13 protein-coding genes and 1 CRISPR repeat array are annotated in these 22,858 nt (G+C 30.0%); of the genes, 3 read left to right on the top strand and 10 right to left on the bottom strand.

Annotation, left to right across the window (positions count from 1 at the left end):
• The first annotated feature begins 35 nt into the window (after positions 1 to 35).
• Entirely contained in the window at positions 36 to 1,334 is a 1,299-nt protein-coding gene (gene brnQ / locus JL105_RS01340) for a branched-chain amino acid transport system II carrier protein (RefSeq protein WP_132025477.1), read from the top strand.
• A gap of 39 nt (positions 1,335 to 1,373) precedes the next feature.
• A complete protein-coding gene (locus JL105_RS01335) occupies positions 1,374 to 1,619 on the top strand; it encodes a hypothetical protein (RefSeq protein ID WP_132025479.1) in 246 nt (81 codons plus the stop codon).
• Positions 1,620 to 1,694: 75 nt separating this feature from the next.
• Here JL105_RS01335 and JL105_RS01330 read toward each other — a convergent pair whose 3' ends face one another.
• Positions 1,695 to 2,387, bottom strand: a complete 693-nt coding sequence (locus JL105_RS01330; RefSeq protein ID WP_132025481.1) for an MtnX-like HAD-IB family phosphatase — start codon at positions 2,385 to 2,387, stop codon at positions 1,695 to 1,697.
• Positions 2,388 to 2,780: 393 nt separating this feature from the next.
• Between JL105_RS01330 and JL105_RS11645 the strand changes: the two genes are divergently transcribed.
• Entirely contained in the window at positions 2,781 to 2,945 is a 165-nt protein-coding gene (locus JL105_RS11645) for a transposase (RefSeq protein WP_132025483.1), read from the top strand.
• A 159-nt stretch (positions 2,946 to 3,104) separates the two neighbouring features.
• On the opposite strand, the gene JL105_RS01320 is transcribed toward JL105_RS11645, so the two are convergent.
• From JL105_RS01320 to cas6, 9 genes are all read right to left on the bottom strand, one after another.
• Positions 3,105 to 3,470 (bottom strand): hypothetical protein, encoded by a 366-nt coding sequence (locus tag JL105_RS01320; protein WP_132025485.1) that lies wholly within the window; start codon positions 3,468 to 3,470, stop codon positions 3,105 to 3,107.
• Positions 3,471 to 3,501: 31 nt separating this feature from the next.
• A CRISPR array of direct repeats spans positions 3,502 to 13,875; the repeat unit is 30 nt; unit sequence GTTTCAATTCCTTATAGGTAGACTATAAAC.
• A 485-nt stretch (positions 13,876 to 14,360) separates the two neighbouring features.
• Positions 14,361 to 14,624, bottom strand: a complete 264-nt coding sequence (cas2, locus tag JL105_RS01315) for a CRISPR-associated endonuclease Cas2 (protein ID WP_132025487.1) — start codon at positions 14,622 to 14,624, stop codon at positions 14,361 to 14,363.
• Positions 14,625 to 14,636: 12 nt separating this feature from the next.
• Positions 14,637 to 15,629, bottom strand: a complete 993-nt coding sequence (cas1b, locus tag JL105_RS01310; RefSeq protein WP_132025489.1) for a type I-B CRISPR-associated endonuclease Cas1b — start codon at positions 15,627 to 15,629, stop codon at positions 14,637 to 14,639.
• Positions 15,630 to 15,646: 17 nt separating this feature from the next.
• On the bottom strand, positions 15,647 to 16,147 hold the full coding sequence (gene cas4 / locus JL105_RS01305) for a CRISPR-associated protein Cas4 (RefSeq protein ID WP_132025491.1): 501 nt from the start codon (positions 16,145 to 16,147) through the stop codon (positions 15,647 to 15,649).
• A gap of 10 nt (positions 16,148 to 16,157) precedes the next feature.
• Positions 16,158 to 18,470 (bottom strand): CRISPR-associated helicase Cas3', encoded by a 2,313-nt coding sequence (gene cas3 / locus JL105_RS01300; protein ID WP_132025493.1) that lies wholly within the window; start codon positions 18,468 to 18,470, stop codon positions 16,158 to 16,160.
• 12 nt (positions 18,471 to 18,482) lie between these two features.
• On the bottom strand, positions 18,483 to 19,199 hold the full coding sequence (cas5b, locus tag JL105_RS01295; RefSeq protein WP_202690554.1) for a type I-B CRISPR-associated protein Cas5b: 717 nt from the start codon (positions 19,197 to 19,199) through the stop codon (positions 18,483 to 18,485).
• Positions 19,200 to 19,209: 10 nt separating this feature from the next.
• Positions 19,210 to 20,091: a type I-B CRISPR-associated protein Cas7/Csh2 gene (cas7b, locus tag JL105_RS01290; RefSeq protein ID WP_132025495.1), complete on the bottom strand. Its 882-nt coding sequence runs from the start codon at positions 20,089 to 20,091 to the stop codon at positions 19,210 to 19,212.
• Positions 20,075 to 22,024 (bottom strand): TIGR02556 family CRISPR-associated protein, encoded by a 1,950-nt coding sequence (locus tag JL105_RS01285; protein WP_132025497.1) that lies wholly within the window; start codon positions 22,022 to 22,024, stop codon positions 20,075 to 20,077. The genes cas7b and JL105_RS01285 overlap by 17 nt, the downstream gene beginning before the upstream one ends.
• A 15-nt stretch (positions 22,025 to 22,039) precedes the next feature.
• The gene (gene cas6 / locus JL105_RS01280; RefSeq protein ID WP_132025499.1) at positions 22,040 to 22,777 is read right to left on the bottom strand and encodes a CRISPR-associated endoribonuclease Cas6; all 738 of its coding nucleotides are present in this window, start codon (positions 22,775 to 22,777) and stop codon (positions 22,040 to 22,042) included.
• Positions 22,778 to 22,858: the final 81 nt, after the last annotated feature.

The raw sequence follows: 22,858 nt of genomic DNA, 5'->3' as shown, positions 1-22,858 counted from the left end.
AATAAATGGATTATTTTAAAGGGGGAAAATAGCAAATGAAAAAAATTAGCTTCAAAGAAATCCTAATTATAGGACTTGCGCTATTTGCTATGTTCTTTGGTGCAGGAAACTTGATATTTCCACCTTCTATTGGTTTAATAGCAGGAGAAAAATGGAAAGCTGCTCTGTTGGGATTTTCTTTAACTGGTATAGGCCTACCTATACTTGGAGTACTAGCTGTAACTGTTTCAGGAGGGTCTATTCAAAGTTTGTTGAATAAAGTAGGACCTAAATTTGCTACATTTTTTAGTACTTTAATAATTATATTAATAGGTCCACTATTAGCAATACCTAGAACAGGGGCAACTGCATTTGAACTAGGAATAAAACCTTTGTTCCCATCAGTTCATCCAATATTAGGTTCTGTCATATTTTTTGGTTTAACTCTATTATTCACGATCAAATCTTCTGACATTATAGATGTCATTGGTAAATTTTTAACACCTATACTTTTAACCATGATATCAGCTATAATAATTAAAGGAATTTTAACTCCAATTGGAATGCCTGTAAATACTCAAATAGCTAAACCTTTCTCTATAGGCTTTGAAAATGGATATCAAACCATGGACTTGCTTGCAGCAGTAGTATTTGGCAGCATAATAGCCGATGATATTAAAAACAAAGGTATAATAAGTAAAAAAGAACAATTCAAAACCGTTGCACAAACAGGCCTTATTGCTGGTGTTGGATTAGGCATTGTATATGGAGGTTTATTATATTTAGGAGCTACAGGTAGTTCTGTTTTCACACAAGGAATGGAAAAAGTATCCTTAACAACCAATATAATAAATATTTTAATGGGTAGTTTTGGTGAAATAATATTAAGTCTTTGTGTTTATTCAGCATGTATAACTACATCTATTGGACTTACTGCTACTGTAGGTCAATTCTTCAATGACTTAAGCAATGATAAAATAAGTTACAAAACAATTGTAATAATATCCACTCTAATAAGTATAGTTATTTCTAATATTGGTGTAGAAAACATTGTAACTTTTGCAGACCCTATTTTAAAAATAGTATATCCAATAGCTATAGTATTGGTAATTATAAATGTTTTTGATAATTTAATTGAAAATAAGAAGATCTATATTGGTGCTACCATTGGAACCTTTTGTGTAAGTTTAATAGATGGATTATCCGCTATGGGTGTAAATACATCTGTTGTAGGGGATTTTGTACAAAATCTTCCTTTAGCCGATAGTGGTCTTGGTTGGTTATTCCCTGCTATTTTAGGAATATTATTAACACACCTAATTAGTCAATTAAAAGAAAAGGCTTTCACAGCATAAATGGAGTTTTCTGCTCTACCACATTAGGAGGTTAATAAATTGAATTTAGATTCATTAGCACCTAATTTAGATCTTATTGCTAATATAATAAAATGGTATATACAAAAATATGGTCTTCTTAGTTATACTATAATCATAGTTGGAAGTATCTACTTTATATGTATAAAAGCCCTTCTAATAAATATAAGGAATAAGCAATATGATAGGGTGCTTATGATAATTATACTTATGTTAATAGTATTAGGTGGACTTATAGGATTTGGAATTGAAAGTTCCTTAAATTGACTTATGATATTTTATCAAAAAATACCATAAGTCAATTTAGTTTTTTATTTCAAGTATATTCTTAATTCTACTAACCTATAATGCTTTTTCCCTATTCTCAAAAAAGTACTCATTAATATCATAAAAATCTTTCCAACCTATATAATCTATTTCATTTTCAATACAATATTCTTCTAAATAATCCTTAGCAAATAATATATCTGCTTCTTTTGCTACATTCTTGTCTGTAGAACCATCCCCAATAAAAATTATCTTCCTATATTTTTCCCTATATCTGTTTAAAATTTCCACCTTACAATCTATATAATCTTCTTTATGAATTGCATAAATTAGATGCTTTTCATCATAAAATTCTACCTCAATATTTCCATCATTGAAAATTAACTTATTAGCATATATAGGTATGTTTTCAAAACCATGTTTTTTCATAAAAGGTTTTATACCATTTATAAATCCCCCACTTACTATTGCAAATGGAATATTGTATTTCTGTAAATTGTTATAAAATGTTCTAAATCCTTTTTGTAATTGTACTTCTGTAAGAATATAATTTAAATAATCCTTTTCCATCATACTTATACTTTTGAATTCCAATTTGCATAGAGTTTTTAAATCAATTTCCTCATTATAATACTTCTTTCTAATTTTATTTATATAATTCTCTTCCCCATATTTATCAAATAATCTAACATTAGTATCAAAAGTAGTTATTGTCCCATCAAAATCACATAAAACAATTGCATTGCTTAAATCATTTATTATATTCATAATTACCTCCTAATTATATTCTAAAGTTTAAAAAATAAATATTTATTAATCATGTATCAGGTTATAATAATTTTTGCTATTTGTCAATTTAAGAGATGAATCATTATATTAAGCTAAAAGAAAACACCATTTCAAATTGAATAAAAATTGTTGTTTATGTCAAACGAAAACTGATTCTTCCCAAAGTTAATTAATTTAGCATATAATTTTTAGTATAATATCTCCATATTCTTAATATATATTTTGAGGGACACAAAATGGATGCTTTAATTAAATTATTAAACAAAAACTTAGACTATATATCCCATGAAATAATAGAAGACCCTATATGTTAGGATGGTTGTCGTATAGAAAAATAATGTATAATGAAATTACGATAATAACCTAAGGAGAATGATTATTTCTAAAAATAATAAGAAAAGAACCTATTCCAAAGAATTTAAGGCATCTGTGTTAAAAAAGCTGGAGCCACCAACAGATAATACATCTACAAGTCTTTTAAGGAAGCTAAATATACCTAGAACTACTATATATCAATGGATTAGACAATCAGAATAAGAAAAATTCATATAATAAACCTACAAATAAATGGACTTATGAAGAAGAAAAAGAAATTTAAGTTTCAATTCCTTATAAGTAGACTATAAACTTTACTTACCACCTTTTTAGGCATAAAAAAAGCATCTACTAAATAGTAAGTGCTTAGTTTATTTTAACTTACATTTTCCATTTATGCCCACAATTCAAGCATTTTATAAAACCTTTGTATTTTTTGCTTGTTACTGCTCCAACTGCCCCACCTAAAGGACTGAACAATGCTGTACCTACTACTGCCCTACCTAAGCTTAATCTTTTTCTTCTCTCTATATACTGAATAGAAGTGCTTTTACATTTAGGACAATAAGCTATCCCTTCTATATCCATTTGTTTCTTTTTGTATTTGTTTTCTTTTTTCATTTCTTTTATTCTATTTTTATATTCTTGCTTTTCTATTTTCTTTTGTTTTTTTCTTTGCTCCGATTTTTCCATTTCATTTTCTACTTGTTTGTTAAAATCTTCTTTAAACTTCTCCCAGAAACTCATAACTCCCACCTCCATACTATATCTTGTTAGGGTTTCAGTTCCTTATAGGTAGACTATAAACTATAAAGAAAAAGGTCTAATAAATAAAAAAAGATAGTTTCAATTCCTTATAGGTAGACTATAAACTAAAACCTAATGTAAAAAACAGTAGAACGACCTACCCACGTTTCAATTCCTTATAGGTAGACTATAAACGTTCATACGTTCTACCGCCCAGAACATTCGTTCTGAGTTTCAATTCCTTATAGGTAGACTATAAACCTATTTAATACTGCTTGTACTATTTCCTTTTTCAAAAGTTTCAATTCCTTATAGGTAGACTATAAACTTGTATGGAGGTCTGATTAAAAAAGGTCCTGCTTTTAGTTTCAATTCCTTATAGGTAGACTATAAACGTTGTTGTTCCTCTCCCTCTTAACTTAGCTTTTATAAGTGTTTCAATTCCTTATAGGTAGACTATAAACTATGTTTTTCACTTACACCTAGTTTTTTAAAAACTTCGTTTCAATTCCTTATAGGTAGACTATAAACGAGTACCGACATAACGAAGAAATATACAATGATTTCCGTTTCAATTCCTTATAGGTAGACTATAAACCCAGAACCTTCCAAGGTGGTGAGAACTATATGAAAACTTTGTTTCAATTCCTTATAGGTAGACTATAAACTCTTTGCAAAGTAGAGTAGACAACATTGAAAGTTGGGTGTTTCAATTCCTTATAGGTAGACTATAAACTGTGTAATAAGAAAGGAGCAGTAAAATGAGTGATGGTTTCAATTCCTTATAGGTAGACTATAAACAACTTATATAGAAATAATAGAAGATATGGAAGCTAGAGGTTTCAATTCCTTATAGGTAGACTATAAACCCACCTTGGACGAGGTATCGAAAGAGGAATTATTCCAGTTTCAATTCCTTATAGGTAGACTATAAACCCACACCTGTTACTAGGATCCTGCTGATATTCCTTCTAGTTTCAATTCCTTATAGGTAGACTATAAACTTTGAAGTACTTCCACTTATCCATAGGTGGTTTATTTTGTTTCAATTCCTTATAGGTAGACTATAAACAGATGTTCAAAACATGAACAACAACAAGCCAGTTAGCTGTTTCAATTCCTTATAGGTAGACTATAAACAATAATCTCTCCATCCTCTTTTACTACTATTTTTGTAGGTTTCAATTCCTTATAGGTAGACTATAAACTTATAAATAAATTCCCTTTGATACTTAGGCCTAATATGTTTCAATTCCTTATAGGTAGACTATCAACCTTCAATAAATGGAGGAAGTTCTTTTGTTTTTATAGTTTCAATTCCTTATAGGTAGACTATCAACAAATTTATAGATCACCCTACTGAACCTGGATTTTTTGGTTTCAATTCCTTATAGGTAGACTATCAACAAAAAGCACCCTGCCTTTAAATTCGGCAACCAAGAATGTTTCAATTCCTTATAGGTAGACTATCAACCTAACCTTTCCATCTTGGCTATCTTTCATGGCATCGTGTTTCAATTCCTTATAGGTAGACTATCAACGGAGTATTAATTTTAGTCGTCTCACCTTTTTGCCAGTTTCAATTCCTTATAGGTAGACTATCAACTTAGACTTAGACCTAAATTTATTGTCCAAGAGGTAGTTGTTTCAATTCCTTATAGGTAGACTATCAACTAAATTGCAAGCGTTGAGGGACGAAATAGGAAGACCTAGTTTCAATTCCTTATAGGTAGACTATAAACCTATACTTACTATAAATTAACTTATTCCCCGTTTTTGGTTTCAATTCCTTATAGGTAGACTATAAACTAATTGAGAGGTTTCAAAATGGAAACACAAGGAGGTGGTTTCAATTCCTTATAGGTAGACTATAAACAGCACTAGCTTTCAAAAATCCACTTCCAAAAGCACTGTTTCAATTCCTTATAGGTAGACTATAAACGGAGATAGTTTTGGAGAGACTTACAAGAAGTTAGGGAGTTTCAATTCCTTATAGGTAGACTATAAACGTTTCTTTGTTTCTTGACCTTTCTCAAATGTTTGAGTTTCAATTCCTTATAGGTAGACTATAAACAAGCTTCTTTTACTTTGTCTAGTGTTTCTTTTGCTTCGTTTCAATTCCTTATAGGTAGACTATAAACGCCACCCTGTCATTAATATTTGGTTTAATTACAGTGTTTCAATTCCTTATAGGTAGACTATAAACGGAGGAAGATTTAATTTTAAAGTAGATAGAGTTCCACTGTTTCAATTCCTTATAGGTAGACTATAAACTATTGGAGCGTATCACTTTGCAAAGCCCCAGCTATGAGTTTCAATTCCTTATAGGTAGACTATAAACTTTGCTAATGATTTTGTAACACGTACTTCCATATTTTGTTTCAATTCCTTATAGGTAGACTATAAACAGCAAAATTAATCCAAACTATAAAATGCATGTATTAGGTTTCAATTCCTTATAGGTAGACTATAAACATTGATACGCCTACAGCTTTAGCTATTATATTTGTGTTTCAATTCCTTATAGGTAGACTATAAACTATGAAGAACTAGAAAAAAGAGCAGGCTGCAATCTAGAGTTTCAATTCCTTATAGGTAGACTATAAACATTTTTATTACCATCCTGCCACCTCCTATACTATTAGGTTTCAATTCCTTATAGGTAGACTATAAACAAGGAACATGGTAAAAGGCTTGATAGAATAGAACAGGAGTTTCAATTCCTTATAGGTAGACTATAAACCAGTGCTAGAAGTAGGAACAGGAATAGAAGGCTAGGAGTTTCAATTCCTTATAGGTAGACTATAAACGAAATAACGGAAACTTTGAGAAATTGCCTATGTTCCTGGTTTCAATTCCTTATAGGTAGACTATAAACAACTTATATAGAAATAATAGAAGATATGGAAGCTAGAGGTTTCAATTCCTTATAGGTAGACTATAAACCCACCTTGGACGAGGTATCGAAAGAGGAATTATTCCAGTTTCAATTCCTTATAGGTAGACTATAAACCCACACCTGTTACTAGGATCCTGCTGATATTCCTTCTAGTTTCAATTCCTTATAGGTAGACTATAAACAGATGTTCAAAACATGAACAACAACAAGCCAGTTAGCTGTTTCAATTCCTTATAGGTAGACTATAAACAATAATCTCTCCATCCTCTTTTACTACTATTTTTGTAGGTTTCAATTCCTTATAGGTAGACTATAAACTCAGTCAAATTAGAGCCATTTGGGGCCTCTGTAGTAGTAGTTTCAATTCCTTATAGGTAGACTATAAACTTATAAATAAATTCCCTTTGATACTTAGGCCTAATATGTTTCAATTCCTTATAGGTAGACTATAAACCAAAAAATGGGAGATGCTAAAGATTTACTAACTGGAGGTTTCAATTCCTTATAGGTAGACTATAAACACTGCATAATAAGACTTCTTCACTTTATCACCTTCCTAGTTTCAATTCCTTATAGGTAGACTATAAACAGATAACTATGCTTTCACGGTTTGCATTGTCATGATCGTTTCAATTCCTTATAGGTAGACTATAAACACAACATCACTTAATTTTAATTCCTCTATATTCATGTGTTTCAATTCCTTATAGGTAGACTATAAACAGATTCTACACTTTCCGTAATTTTCCCATACACTAGTTTCAATTCCTTATAGGTAGACTATAAACTAAAAGAAAGTAAAATTCAATTCAAAAATCCAAATAGTTTCAATTCCTTATAGGTAGACTATAAACTAGCATTTCTCCATTCAAACCCTCCATCTGATACCTTGTTTCAATTCCTTATAGGTAGACTATAAACATTTCTTCTATTTCTATAATTTCATCAACTTCAAATACAGTTTCAATTCCTTATAGGTAGACTATAAACAAAGATACTAAATTAAAACTACATGAAATGGTAAGTGTTTCAATTCCTTATAGGTAGACTATAAACCCCACTTCCAAGCCTAATATACTAGCCAAGTCTGCCAGTTTCAATTCCTTATAGGTAGACTATAAACTTACATTTCTGCTTACTATCATATTAGCACATATAATGTTTCAATTCCTTATAGGTAGACTATAAACTTGCTGTAGATAACAATGGTAATGTATATAGTGGAAGGTTTCAATTCCTTATAGGTAGACTATAAACCAATATCTTCAATAGACAATTCATTCCTATTATCTAGTTTCAATTCCTTATAGGTAGACTATAAACAGGTTTTCTAACCTCACTCCATGATATTCATTCACGTTTCAATTCCTTATAGGTAGACTATAAACACAGATGAGGAAATAGAGGAAGTAAGATTGTACAAGTTTCAATTCCTTATAGGTAGACTATAAACTCTTTTTTATTTTACGGAATATATTGTCTATGGGAAAGTTTCAATTCCTTATAGGTAGACTATAAACTCATTCTCATTGGTAGGATATGAGCCAATTTTCCTGTTTCAATTCCTTATAGGTAGACTATAAACTTTTAAGTTGAACAATTTTGGCACTTCATCTAGTGTAGTTTCAATTCCTTATAGGTAGACTATAAACATGTCTTTCAACCAATTTAACACACCTCCTTTTTATTGTTTCAATTCCTTATAGGTAGACTATAAACTTCTTCCCGGTTGTTGTCATTTTCATAGAAGGAGAATGTTTCAATTCCTTATAGGTAGACTATAAACTCTGTTTTTAGTTATTAATCTGGTTGCATTGGTATAAGTTTCAATTCCTTATAGGTAGACTATAAACAGGATTAGAACTTTTAAACATTAAAAAAGCTAAAAAGTTTCAATTCCTTATAGGTAGACTATAAACGGTGATATAGATTTTTTCGCTTTCAGAAAATACTTTGTTTCAATTCCTTATAGGTAGACTATAAACGATAATAGAGAATACCAACCTAGAGGCGGGACTAAAATGTTTCAATTCCTTATAGGTAGACTATAAACCATTGATGGTATCTATGCTTATGAGTGAAATAGATATGCGTTTCAATTCCTTATAGGTAGACTATAAACAAGTTTGCGATATTTGTGATATATTGTCAAGTCGAAAGTTTCAATTCCTTATAGGTAGACTATAAACGGGAGAGGAAGGGGGTGATACATTGAAGGCTACAGAAAGTTTCAATTCCTTATAGGTAGACTATAAACTCCAACCGCCTGCTTTATGTTGTACGCCAGTCTTCCCGTTTCAATTCCTTATAGGTAGACTATAAACCTATAGGGCAGATAAGATCTATGGCAGCGGAAGGATGTTTCAATTCCTTATAGGTAGACTATAACCTCCATACTTCCGGCTACTTATTTAAATTCCCTATTATGTTTCAATTCCTTATAGGTAGACTATAAACAGTGAAACATCTGCTGCCCTTTCAATTACCGTTGCAAGTTTCAATTCCTTATAGGTAGACTATAAACTTTTTCTGGGGCGTCAATTCTTTTATTTGCCCAATCGGTTTCAATTCCTTATAGGTAGACTATAAACTAATGAAACAACTATCCGGTGTATATGGTATTTTCTCGTTTCAATTCCTTATAGGTAGACTATAAACTTCAAATAATTCACTACTAAGTGGTAATGTGTAATATAGTTTCAATTCCTTATAGGTAGACTATAAACAGATTTATCGAATTAACAGAATTAGAGGAGGCAGTTTGTTTCAATTCCTTATAGGTAGACTATAAACTTTTTGAATATGATATTTCTGATGGTGTTCTTAATCGTTTCAATTCCTTATAGGTAGACTATAAACCAACAAAATCTCTAGCAAAAACTACCTTATTTTTTTAGTTTCAATTCCTTATAGGTAGACTATAAACTTTCTGTATACTTCTCTTTTAGTTCTTTTTTTAACTCGTTTCAATTCCTTATAGGTAGACTATAAACAAATTATAAAGGGAGGGTTTATAATGAGTGAAAGATTTTGTTTCAATTCCTTATAGGTAGACTATAAACTGTCTACATTCCAGAATACAATATTTGGTATATTAGTTTCAATTCCTTATAGGTAGACTATAAACTTCCTTCAATTGAACACCCACAACCGGGGCAAATGTGTTTCAATTCCTTATAGGTAGACTATAAACGAGAAATGCTCAAGGTACCAATTATTGGCGAGGAGGATGTTTCAATTCCTTATAGGTAGACTATAAACCTTCCAGTTATCATTGTGTATATTTTTCCTATAGCTTGTTTCAATTCCTTATAGGTAGACTATAAACAATTCTGTTGAAGGATATTCAATTCATCAAATGGTGCGTTTCAATTCCTTATAGGTAGACTATAAACTAGAGGCTGGTGGATGGGACAATTTGGCGATGTAAAGTTTCAATTCCTTATAGGTAGACTATAAACCTGGAACCATTGAAAATTTAGAAAAGTCTCATGTTGGTTTCAATTCCTTATAGGTAGACTATAAACGGAAAAATCTACATTGGTGCATATCTAGGTACCTCGGGTTTCAATTCCTTATAGGTAGACTATAAACTACTCCAACGGCGCAAAAAATTTATGGTGTTCGTGTAGAGTTTCAATTCCTTATAGGTAGACTATAAACTGCACCTTCATACACACTTTCTGCCTTATGTGTCTCGTTTCAATTCCTTATAGGTAGACTATAAACGTAGGTCGAGTGCGGGGTTCGCTTATTTGCTATTGTTGTTTCAATTCCTTATAGGTAGACTATAAACGAATCAGAAATACGTCATCTTAAACAGTACCTAGACCGTTTCAATTCCTTATAGGTAGACTATAAACACCATAGATATAGATGTAATTAACTCAGCAAAGCCAAGTTTCAATTCCTTATAGGTAGACTATAAACTAGATGAACCATGCATGACTCTCAAGCCTGTATCTGGTTTCAATTCCTTATAGGTAGACTATAAACGTATTAGCAGCTTGCGTTATATTAATGGTTTCAGTAGGTTTCAATTCCTTATAGGTAGACTATAAACTTTAAAAGTTTGAGAACTGGAAAGTATTGGTTTTACCAGTTTCAATTCCTTATAGGTAGACTATAAACATGATGTGGATATAAAATAATTTTCTACTTTTTCTCCTGGTTTCAATTCCTTATAGGTAGACTATAAACAGGGTTATCTCCTACCATTGCAAGCATAGGTCCGTTAGGTTTCAATTCCTTATAGGTAGACTATAAACGTGCTTTGTAGCTGAGTTTTCGAGAATGAACCTACGTTTCAATTCCTTATAGGTAGACTATAAACCAAATAAGCGAACCCTGCAGCCGACCCACACGCCCGAGTTTCAATTCCTTATAGGTAGACTATAAACCTAGATATGGGTTGGCAGAGGTTTTTGGATATGGTGTTTCAATTCCTTATAGGTAGACTATAAACTTCCGCCAAAGCAAATTTTGTATCATCATTTTCTTTTTTGTTTCAATTCCTTATAGGTAGACTATAAACCATTGCAATTACTAACCTACAGCCATTTATGTAAAAAGTTTCAATTCCTTATAGGTAGACTATAAACAAACGCATTAGTATGAATTGATACAAACACATCAGCATGTTTCAATTCCTTATAGGTAGACTATAAACAATAAGAGAATGTTTGAGAAGGATAGAAAGGATGTTGGTTTCAATTCCTTATAGGTAGACTATAAACGTGATAGTATGACTATCTCAAAAGATAATACAAGAACTTGTTTCAATTCCTTATAGGTAGACTATAAACTCATTGAATTGTAAAGTTAATTTCGTCAAAAAAATAGGGTTTCAATTCCTTATAGGTAGACTATAAACTTATACCATGTCTTACCTTTTCTTGCGTTTTTATGTGCGTTTCAATTCCTTATAGGTAGACTATAAACAAAGCTAGAGACATTAACTTTAAAAAAGGTATGAAAGTGTTTCAATTCCTTATAGGTAGACTATAAACTAGAAGCGGCGGTAAAGGAATTAAATATGGCACAAGTGTTTCAATTCCTTATAGGTAGACTATAAACCCAACATTTACCCCGTTTTCATTCATATCAATTATTGAGTTTCAATTCCTTATAGGTAGACTATAAACCTACAAAAGGTGAGAAATACACATCTTCTGCCAATTCCCAGTTTCAATTCCTTATAGGTAGACTATAAACTATAGGTGGAGAAGATGAAGATGGAATATTCTACAGTTTCAATTCCTTATAGGTAGACTATAAACCCATGACCTAGTATTTTTTACTGTATTGATTGCGTCAAGTTTCAATTCCTTATAGGTAGACTATAAACTTTGATTCTAGATCTACCACTTATACATTATAGGTTTCAATTCCTTATAGGTAGACTATAAACGCAGGAATAACTTATAGACAAAGTAAAGTCATGACCATGTTTCAATTCCTTATAGGTAGACTATAAACTTCAATTACATCATGACCACATTCTGGACATCTCCCTAGTTTCAATTCCTTATAGGTAGACTATAAACTTTTCTACGCTGTCTACCGGCTGGATATAGCAATCAAGTTTCAATTCCTTATAGGTAGACTATAAACCTTATGGCACGTGACGCTTTTTCTGTAGATGGTATATGTTTCAATTCCTTATAGGTAGACTATAAACTCCAAAACAAATATAAAAAAATTACTGAAAAATGAATGTTTCAATTCCTTATAGGTAGACTATAAACAGTGGGGGATTAAGCTGGTATTTTAAGAATAATTAGTTTCAATTCCTTATAGGTAGACTATAAACATGACCTGATTATCAAAAATGGCAATGTAGTGAGGTTGTTTCAATTCCTTATAGGTAGACTATAAACGAGGTTATCAATGTGGGCACACTGTCTTCTCCCATGTGTTTCAATTCCTTATAGGTAGACTATAAACCTGTCACGCCTTCCGGCCATTCGCTCTGGTCCAAAGCCGGTTTCAATTCCTTATAGGTAGACTATAAACGCACAAGATGGGGCTTAGAAGATACAACGTACGTCATGTTTCAATTCCTTATAGGTAGACTATAAACAGGGGAAAGGCTACGGAATTGCACCAATTGGCCATGTAGGTTTCAATTCCTTATAGGTAGACTATAAACATTCCATCATGCTGGTATCACCAACTTCTGTCCGGGGTAGAGTTTCAATTCCTTATAGGTAGACTATAAACAGCTTATCTGTATGTTAGGTGCCAGTGTTGCAGTGGGTTTCAATTCCTTATAGGTAGACTATAAACGTAGGAGTTGTATACCAACTTCTTCTCATGAATCCTGGTTTCAATTCCTTATAGGTAGACTATAAACCAATATTTTCATCAGGACTAATTTTTCTGTCAGCTAGTTTCAATTCCTTATAGGTAGACTATAAACACCTTAGCCATTACTACACTATCAAGGTTTACTCCTTTGTTTCAATTCCTTATAGGTAGACTATAAACTCTATGGTTTGCTTTGATACCAGCTTTATATCTCCAGCGTTTCAATTCCTTATAGGTAGACTATAAACCATGTTTGATACACTTAAATATATTTTAAGAGCTAAGTTTCAATTCCTTATAGGTAGACTATAAACTGGAGAAATAACCATTAGTGCAGCAAAAAATGTCAATATGTTTCAATTCCTTATAGGTAGACTATAAACCGGGTTTCTTTAAACCTAACTTCTCTGTGTATTTCATGTTTCAATTCCTTATAGGTAGACTATAAACTCTTCATCACCTATAGGTATATTTGATATTCCTCCATGTTTCAATTCCTTATAGGTAGACTATAAACCTGACTTCCTCCAATTCTCTATCATTTCCACACATTCAGTTTCAATTCCTTATAGGTAGACTATAAACATTGATTACAGTGTGGATGACCCAGACAATGATCCATGTTTCAATTCCTTATAGGTAGACTATAAACTGTGTCCTGAAACATGGTTGACTGGTACCCAGCCAGGCGGGTTTCAATTCCTTATAGGTAGACTATAAACGTGTCAAGGTGGAGATTTTAAAAACACGTTTTTTGTTTTGTTTCAATTCCTTATAGGTAGACTATAAACACTACAAATACTTATTATAGCAATGATTTTAGACTATAGTTTCAATTCCTTATAGGTAGACTATAAACTATATTCCCTCCCCAAATTGAATTTCTGCTGTAACATCGTTTCAATTCCTTATAGGTAGACTATAAACTTCAGGTATGCGTGTATTGTTTTTTTCAGTATTTTTTGTTTCAATTCCTTATAGGTAGACTATAAACAAATCAGCTATAGTATTAAAAATTCTAGATAACCAATGTTTCAATTCCTTATAGGTAGACTATAAACGTACCAGAAAAAGTAGCAAAATGGGCAAAATGGCAAAAGGTTTCAATTCCTTATAGGTAGACTATAAACCACTCAAGACGAAGTAGAAAAGCTACTTCAATCCGAGGTTTCAATTCCTTATAGGTAGACTATAAACCATCCTACATATTGATATTACTACATTTTTCATTTTTTGTCAAATCAAAAAATTTGTGATTTTCACAATACATTTATCTTTCTTTTCCTGCAAACCTATTGGAATTTACACATTTGTTCCAAAAAATAAAATGTCGTCGATCTCCAGGGGTTTTTGCATTACCTAAGGTCGACGACACAAATTTATATTTATTCATTTCAATATCTTTTCTTAGTATATTAATTATATTTGCCTATATTCCATATAAACCTGATATGTCCTAGTAAATACCTTCATGTAATAAGCTTTATAAATTGTTAATACACCATTATGACAAGATATAATTTAAAATATATATATTCTTTTATATTTTAATACATTAAAAATTTTTTATTTAAAAACTTGCTAATATGGTATTTTCAAGGATTTCCATGCTATATGATATAGTGGCTGAATTTATTTTAGATCGACGACAAAATCGTATATTTATACAGGTAAACTAAATATTATAAGAAGTTATCCTCTCCACCTTTTTTTATACCCATTATTTCCGCATTTGAATATTTAGTAGTTCTAAAAGAATATATTATTACAGAATCCTTTTCTTCATCTATTATTGATTTTAATTCAAGTTTTAATTTTGTCAAATTAGCTTCAGATATTTCCCCTTCAAATACTGAGTTTTGAACCCAATATAAATATTTTCTGCAAGTCTTTAAAACTTTTGCAACTCTTTTTACTTCTATATCATAAACTAAAATAACAAACACATATATCACCCATTACCATCTTGATATATAAGGTTCATACTTTTCTTCTCCGATTAAATGCTTTTCTAACTTATATAATTCCATTCTTATTAATCGTCTATAGGATACATTTCTACCTAATTCTTTATGTTTTATAGTGGAAACCAGTTTTTTATCAAATTGCTCCACAAAAGTCTTTTTCCCTTTTTCCTTTAATAATATACCGCCCATATCAGGTTCAAAATCATCTTTTGTTATCATATTTTTTCTTATTAAAGTAAAAATAATTCTATCTATAATAATAGGTTTGAAAATTTCTGCCACATCTAAATTTAATGTAAATCTTCTAAAATTTGTTGTATGTAAATAGCCTATTCTAGGATCTATATGGGTTTTATATATTTCACTTAGAACCAAAACATATAGTAAGGAATTTCCAAAACTTATTAATGCATTCAACTCATTTTTTGGTGGCCTTCTAGTTCTTTTTTCAAATGTAAAATCTTCATCATCTATTATTTCATCAAAAGCCTTATAATACATATCCCTCATGTTTCCTTCAATAGCCATTAGATGATTAGTATCCTCACAATCTGGTATTTTCTCTTGTAAGGATACTATTGCATTTTCAATATCCTCTAGATCTTTCCCTCTATTTTTGTAGTATCTAATTACATTGAGCATATTTTGACTACTTCCATCTACAAATTTACTAGCAATAATCATCCTTTTATTTTCATCTAAATAATGCTCTGCTTGCATAAGTATCATATACCCAGAATTTAAATGTTCTCTTGGATAGTAAGTTCCTGAATAATAACCGTAATAGTTGAAAAAATGCATAAGTATCTCTTTTTGAGATATATATGTTAAAAAACTTTTATTTAAAGTTAATTCACCAAATACAAAAATATCGCTTATATCTTCTATGGGAATATATCTTTTGTTTTTATCCGTTTCAAAATAAATAGTATTGTCCTTTCTTTTTATTTCTCCATCATTAAAAATATATAAAGTTTTTTTCATAATCTTATCACTCCTTTTTATGACCAACAAAATTCATTGTATGCACAATTCTTACACATATTTATTTTTACAGGTTTTGGAGGATAAGACTCATAGCATATTCTTAAAATATCTTTTTCTACCTTTTCTAACTCTTCTATAAGTTCATCATTAAGCTCTATTATCTCACGTTTTCTTTCTTTAGGAAAGGTAAGTACCCCTTTTCCTTTTAAACCATGTCTTTTAAGTTCCAATAGATAATAAGCTAATTGCATTCTTGAACTTTCTACAAATTTTGAAGTCTTTTTTATTTCTCCAATCATCAAATATTCACCTTTTTTATCAATTAAATCTACTTTAACATTACCAATGGAAATTTCTTTTCTTTTTCTTTGGAAAGAAGTTTCATGAATAAAACGTCCTATATCTATATTTATATTATCTTGATCAGGAACAATATTTCGAGCCATAAGCCAAACTTCTCTTTTACAGATATAGTAATACCATATTAACGTTCCATTTACATTTAAGTCCTCCAATATATCACCTCTAAAATATCATACATTCATCCTCTTTATCCCTTTTAAAACCAGTTTCATCATCATAAAACTCCTCTATCCCTTCTCTAGGGAGAAAAATCATACCTCTATCTGCAACAAAACTTCTAAAATATTTTTTAGGAATAGATAATGTGTAATCTTTCATATCCCTTTGAATCTTCAAATATTGTTCTCTTTTTTTATTAAAATCCTTAATGTTTGACAAATTCAAAAAAATTTCATATGCAGTTTCTGCCCTATCATCATATATAAAAAACACATCAATATATCCAGGATTATTTTGAATCAGTGAAAATTTGTCTATGGAATACTCTCCTTCAGAAAAATCCAACTTTTCTATAGCATCTATTAAACCATTTGACACTCTCTGGGATTTGTTTTGTTTTATTTCATTAAAATATTCATTTATTAATTTAAAATAATCTTCTTCCAATATTTCTTTTTTACCTTCTAAAACCTCTTTAGATACATCCATTATTGTATTCCCATAAACATATTTCCCAAAATTATTTTCATTATCATCTATCATAAAATATATGTATACATTTCCTATTTTGTTTCTACTATTTCTATTACATCTACCAGCACATTGAATAATGGAATCTATAGGGCCTATGTCTCTTATAACAACATCAAAATCTAAATCTACTCCCGCTTCTACTACTTGGGTTGAAACAAGAATTATATTATCATTATTTTTTAATCTTTTTTCTATTTCTTTTATTCTATTTCTTCTATGAATAGGAAGGATATTAGTAGATAAATAGTATACATCTCTATCTATATCTTTTAATTTGTCATACATTTCTAAAGATTGTCTAATTGTATTGCAAACTATCATGTAGGATTTTTCTTCTATATTACTAATAAACTCATCTACAAATTCATCTATAGTTACCTTTTCTATTTTCGGTACAAGCTTAGTTCTTCCAAATTTTTTAAAATACTTCTCATTGTCTTCTAATAATTCTAATGCGTCGGTTAAAATCAGTGGTTTAGTAGCAGTCATTATGATTATTCTAATATCTAAGTATTCACATGCTTTTCTCAATATGTAATCAACTAAATCAAAATATTTTATATCTATAGCTTGTATTTCATCCAATATAATTATAGAACCCTTTATGGCATTAAACTTCTTAAGCATACGATTTCTGGCTCCAACTAAAGTTTCTAAAAGTTGAACAAATGTAGTAACTACAACTCCACTAGACCAGTTTTCTATTAATAATTCTGCTTCTGTCTTTGTATAATCCCTGTATTCACTTTCATATTCAACAGTAGATAAATTATGATGTTTAATAATATAACTACTATAATTTTGTTCGAAATCTTCTATTCCTCTGAATACATCAAACAACACATCATAATTTTGCTCTATAATAGAAGTAAAAGGTAATGAATATATAATTTTTCGATTATCTCCTAATAGTTCTTTCAATTTTAAAGCTGCAAAAAAACCTGTTATAGTTTTCCCTGTTCCTGTAGGAGCTGTGATAGAAAATATTTTAGATTTGTCATAATTTTCTTCAATGCTTTTTATTACCTTTGTGTATATATCAGTTCTTATCTTATCTATTGCCTTTGTTGGTTTGCCAAATTTATCTTCTCTAATAGAATCTAATATTTCATAATCACCATGCATTTCTTTAGGCAAAAAAGTATTAGAGGCACTTATTTTATCTGCAGAAATCAATGCAGAATATAATATTTGATGAATAAAATAGTTTTTTTCAGATTTTAATCCTCTAATGGATAAAAGATCTAATTTTTTTAATTTGCTTAGTGTTTCTTCTATTATATTTTTTTCTTGAGTAAACTTAATAAATTCTTCTAATATACCCAGTTTTTCCATATCTGGTTTTATAAAATTTATATTTCCCTTCATATCATTAATTTGCTCATAAGCTATCTCTACTTTTTCCAATACATTTACAGAAAAATCAGTTCTGGACACCTTTTTAAATGTACTAGGAAGATTTACTGAAAAGTTTTTTAAATTACCATGATGGTGCAATATGGTATTATATATGATCAAGGGAAGGATATTCCCTTCCCCAAATCTTTTTAATCCTATATAACCTCCAAATGTAGCAGATATAAAGCTATGATTAGATAACTTAGATTTTTTATTATGCCTTAAATACCTTTGAAAATAGGAAGTGTATTTCCCAAAATCATGACATATTGCCACTATTTCATATGCTTCTTTAAGCTCATTTGGAATTTTAGATATTGAAAGCTCTTTAACCTCCGTTAAATGTTCTAACATTGTTTTTTCTGGATGGGAATAATAATTCATTCATATCACCTTCTATAAAAATACCACATTTTCCCCATTAGAAAGCCGTGCATATTTTCCATTAATTTTAACTCTTAAAGGCTTACCTTCTTCTTCATAAATATAGGTAGTTACTTCTTTAATTATCCTATTTTCTTCAAAATCCCTTGGCATTCTTTCTTTAATCAAAGCCCCTTCTATATTTTTGATATCTATTTCTTCAATTTTATCATTATTAATAACTGTAGATACAATTTCATATCCACTACTATCATTCCAACACCATTCCATTTTATCTATATAATCTATATAGCAACTAAAAGGAGCACTCCCAAAATATAGGGGATACACAGGTTTATTGTTAATTATCCTTTGTTCTATTTCACTTAATATATTTTCATCTTCATGGGTTAAATAAATTCTATAACGTAAATTATCATATCCTGTAAGCAATTCAAATGGAATTTGTGTATGATTTTTTTGAATTATCAATTCCTTAGGGCCAGTAGCTCTTATATAATTAAGGGATTGCATTATTTTCTTTGACTTTCCAATCTTTCTAACTGCTATATGTAATTTTTCAGAACTTAATAATTCATAATAGCTGTCCCTTTCAAGACCTAGTAGTGCAGCTACCATCCCTTCAATAGTGGTTCTAGGTGGCACTAAATAGGATAATGAAGAAGAATTAGTATAAAATTTTCTAAAATGTGCAAATTTCCCCCAAAGGTCAAATATAATCATCGTCATAATCATCACCCTATTCTACCAATTTTAATGGTAACTTACCAAATGCCTCCTCAAAACTAACATAATTATCATCTAATGTAAGTTTTAAATTTTCATCTATAAAATAATGTACAGCATTTATCTTTTCTTTGTTTTTCTCTAATAATTCTACCAATTCATCTATTATTAAAGAACATTCATTTATGTCTCTAATATTAGGCACTTCTTCTTTAAGTTCTATAAAATCCCTATAATCACCTAACACAGTTTCATTGTCTATATATTCTACTCTCATATAAAATCTTGGATATTGCCCTATTTTACTCCTTGTAGCAAGATTTGGGATAGCATATTTCATAGCTTCATCAAGTAAAATTAAGTCTTCATCTTTTAACATGGTTTTCTTAGCTCTATTACCACTTACTATTCCTGAAAAAGCAATTAAAGAATATTTTACTCTAAAATCCTTCCCCATTGTACCTTGAGTACTACTCTCTCTTGTAGAAAAATGAGAAGTAATACTAGCTTCTAAAAGCTCCACCTTGTTTAGAGAATATCCCCAATTAAACTGAATAGGTCCTATAAAGGTTTTATTGTCTCCCTTAACTGTCATAGTAGCACCAAACATTCTCACATCTGTTAAGTTTTCCAATATCCACTCATTTGAAGAATCCTCTAGATCTTTTATTCTCTTATCAGCTGTTACTGGTTTATCATCCACCCTACGTACAAATATATCATGACCTTTAAGTAATAAATAATCCCTTATATATCTTTTAAGTCTTAAATCTGATACTAAATTCATCTCTCTTTCATAATCCATACGTGGTCTATTTTCTTCATCTGGATCTCCATTAGGATTAGTCAACTTAGCATCATAAATATATAAGATTTCATTATTTGTCACTGTCATTTGAAACATCCTCCTTTTCCCTTAACATTGGTATTGTAGTTGCATAAGAATATCCTGAAAGCACATAGAACAAGCTTTCATCTTTGTTCAATTTCCAATTATCAATATTTAAATCTAAAAGCCTTTTCAATTCAAAAAAGGTAACTTCATTGTATTGCCTAATCTTTTCTTGATTTAGCTTATCAAACACATCTTTTGTAAGCCTTATAATTTTTTGCCTATCTAAACCATTGAAATTAAGCTTATTGAGTATAGGTTTTGTCCCTTCTTCTGTCTTCCTATATTGAACATTCCCTATTTCTCCTATTAAATAACCTAATAAAAACATTGCTGTTTCTTGTTCATTATAGCCCATTTTTTCAATATAGTTTTTTATATGATCTTTCACTTTTAATTGAGATACATCCAAACTTCTCCCCTCCTCTAAACAGCCCATATATTCTAAAAATTTAATGTACATATTGGCTCTCATCATATAAAATTCTAGTATCTCTTCGCTAGGATTTATATTGTAGGATCCCTTATCAAATTTTATTATTTTAATACATTCTATTAAATTTTTTATAAGATGTTTTTTGTTCAATTTTTTCCCTGTTAGTACCGCATCATAAGTCTCAAGTACATCCCTATATTGAGTAGCTTCCCCTTCTCTTATTCTTATGGGATTCATGTAATAAACAGTAGCTAAAGTTATAGCACTTCCAAATTTTTTCCCTAATATATTTTGAAAATCCTCTCTAGATTTATTAGAAGCTATTCTAATTTCTTCAAAAATCGAAGGCTGCACATCCTTTATAAGCCTCTGTATTTTAGTTGCCTTTTGGCTACTTTTAAAAAACATAAAATTCAAAAGAAAATAGCTATCTTCACCTCTTAAATCAATGGAACCTTTTATTTCTTCCCTTAACTTCTCAAGTCCTTCATAGGATTTTACTGTATTAAAGGAATTTATTATTCTACTGGTAGCAATATCCAAATCTTCTTCAGTAAGAGGTTGTCCATAAATAAATTGGGGAATTATGTATAAATCAAACGCTGCAAGTCTTGTTTTTAAATTATTTATAACGTAATTTTCCCCTGCTAAATATTTAAACATACAATCTAAGCACATTTGCATATTTTTATGATAATTATTCCTAGATAATTCACTTGCAAATATAACTTGATTGGTAGTGTAATATTTAATTTTTGTATTAGCCATATCTGATGATACATTTTCATCTGTACCACAAATACTGCATACTCCCTTATCCCCTTTTTTTCCTGTAGATTTCGGTTTTTTAGATTCTACTACAGCTTCCTTGTATTCTTTAAAATTTGATAAAGGAACTCCGTCTATGAATATAGTGTATAAACCTATTTCATTTGGATTTATCCCTTTTTCCTCTTTTAAATAATCTTCAAATATTTCTAACAATTTATCTGAAAAATTTTTCCCTAAATCTTTTACATCTCCAACTTCTTTTTTTACTTCTTCAAATAATTGTTCCATTGGTACATCTATTATCCTACATTTATATAGATCTAAAACATATCTGTACTTGGTTTTTAGTTCCTCTCCAAGATCTACATAAAAATTTTCAAAAACCTTATTAATTTTTTCATCTAATTCTTCGCCAAATTTTATTTGAGATAAATTATAGAAAGTTTCTGTCAAATGATACTTGCTAGATGTACTTGATACATACCATTGGGGAGAATTTGGGCCACTAGCTGAACCTACAAAAGTATATTTTTCTGCTGTATTATCATCCATTTCTTCTTTTACATCAATTTCTAATTTTCCTTCATCAGGTAAAAAATTAAATTTTAATACATTAAGCTGCTTATTCCTTCTAGTAGGTCTTAGTTCTTCTATAAAATTTAGTACTGGATCATTAAATTTTAGCAGTGTATCTCCAATTTGAATTATTCCTTCAATAATCTTTCTCACCTCCCTAATATATTTCTATATTAATTTAACACAGCCAAACCCTTGGCTATTTTTACTGCCTAATCCTGTATCTATACCTAATTGAAGTAGTGGAATTGGGCCTGTTATGGAAAATTTGCCTGTATATCCTTTTATTACAAAACCCTTGTATTTTACAACAGCTAATCTAGGTTCTCCTATGGGTTTTATATTTATTTCTCCCTCAGGAGCTTCCTCTGAATAAAAAGCCCTATACTTATTTTTTAGATTATTTTCTATAGTCTCTGAAAATTCTTCTTCCATTGGATTAAAATAATAAGTAAACTTTTTGCCATCTTTTCTGTATAAAGTACTATATGTAGATATAGGAGATAAAGTTCGAACCTTTATTTCTTCGCTATTTACATTTTCCTTTTCCACTGCTAATTGTTTCACTTCTAAATAATTATTTCCTAATTGTACCCTTTGACGTTTTAAAAAACTATTTCCTATAGAGTTAGAAAAATCGTCGAAATGAGAAGATACAGTAAGCTTTATTGGACCATCAAATATTATTAACCCATCATCCTTTTTTAAAATATATCTCCCATTTATTCTAGAAAAAGTGAACATCTTAAATGTCCTATTTTTATTTTGAAAACCCTCTTCATGTAAAAAATCTGCAAGTTCCTCATCTAATAAGCTATATATCATAGCTTGAACCATATGATTATATTGTATAGGCAACACCACCTTATCAGATTCAATAGGATTAAAAGTAATTATTTCTTTCATTGTCAAACCCCCAAATGCTAAAAATATTTATATATTACTTCTACAAAAAATTGCAAATTCCTCTTTTTAAAATAAAATTGC

Origin of the sequence: Keratinibaculum paraultunense, from assembly GCF_016767175.1 — a bacterium.
Taxonomy (GTDB): Bacteria; Bacillota; Clostridia; order Tissierellales; family Tepidimicrobiaceae; genus Keratinibaculum; species Keratinibaculum paraultunense.
Note: the sequence above shows the minus strand (reverse complement) of the source record. Positions and strands in the feature narration are given on the sequence as shown.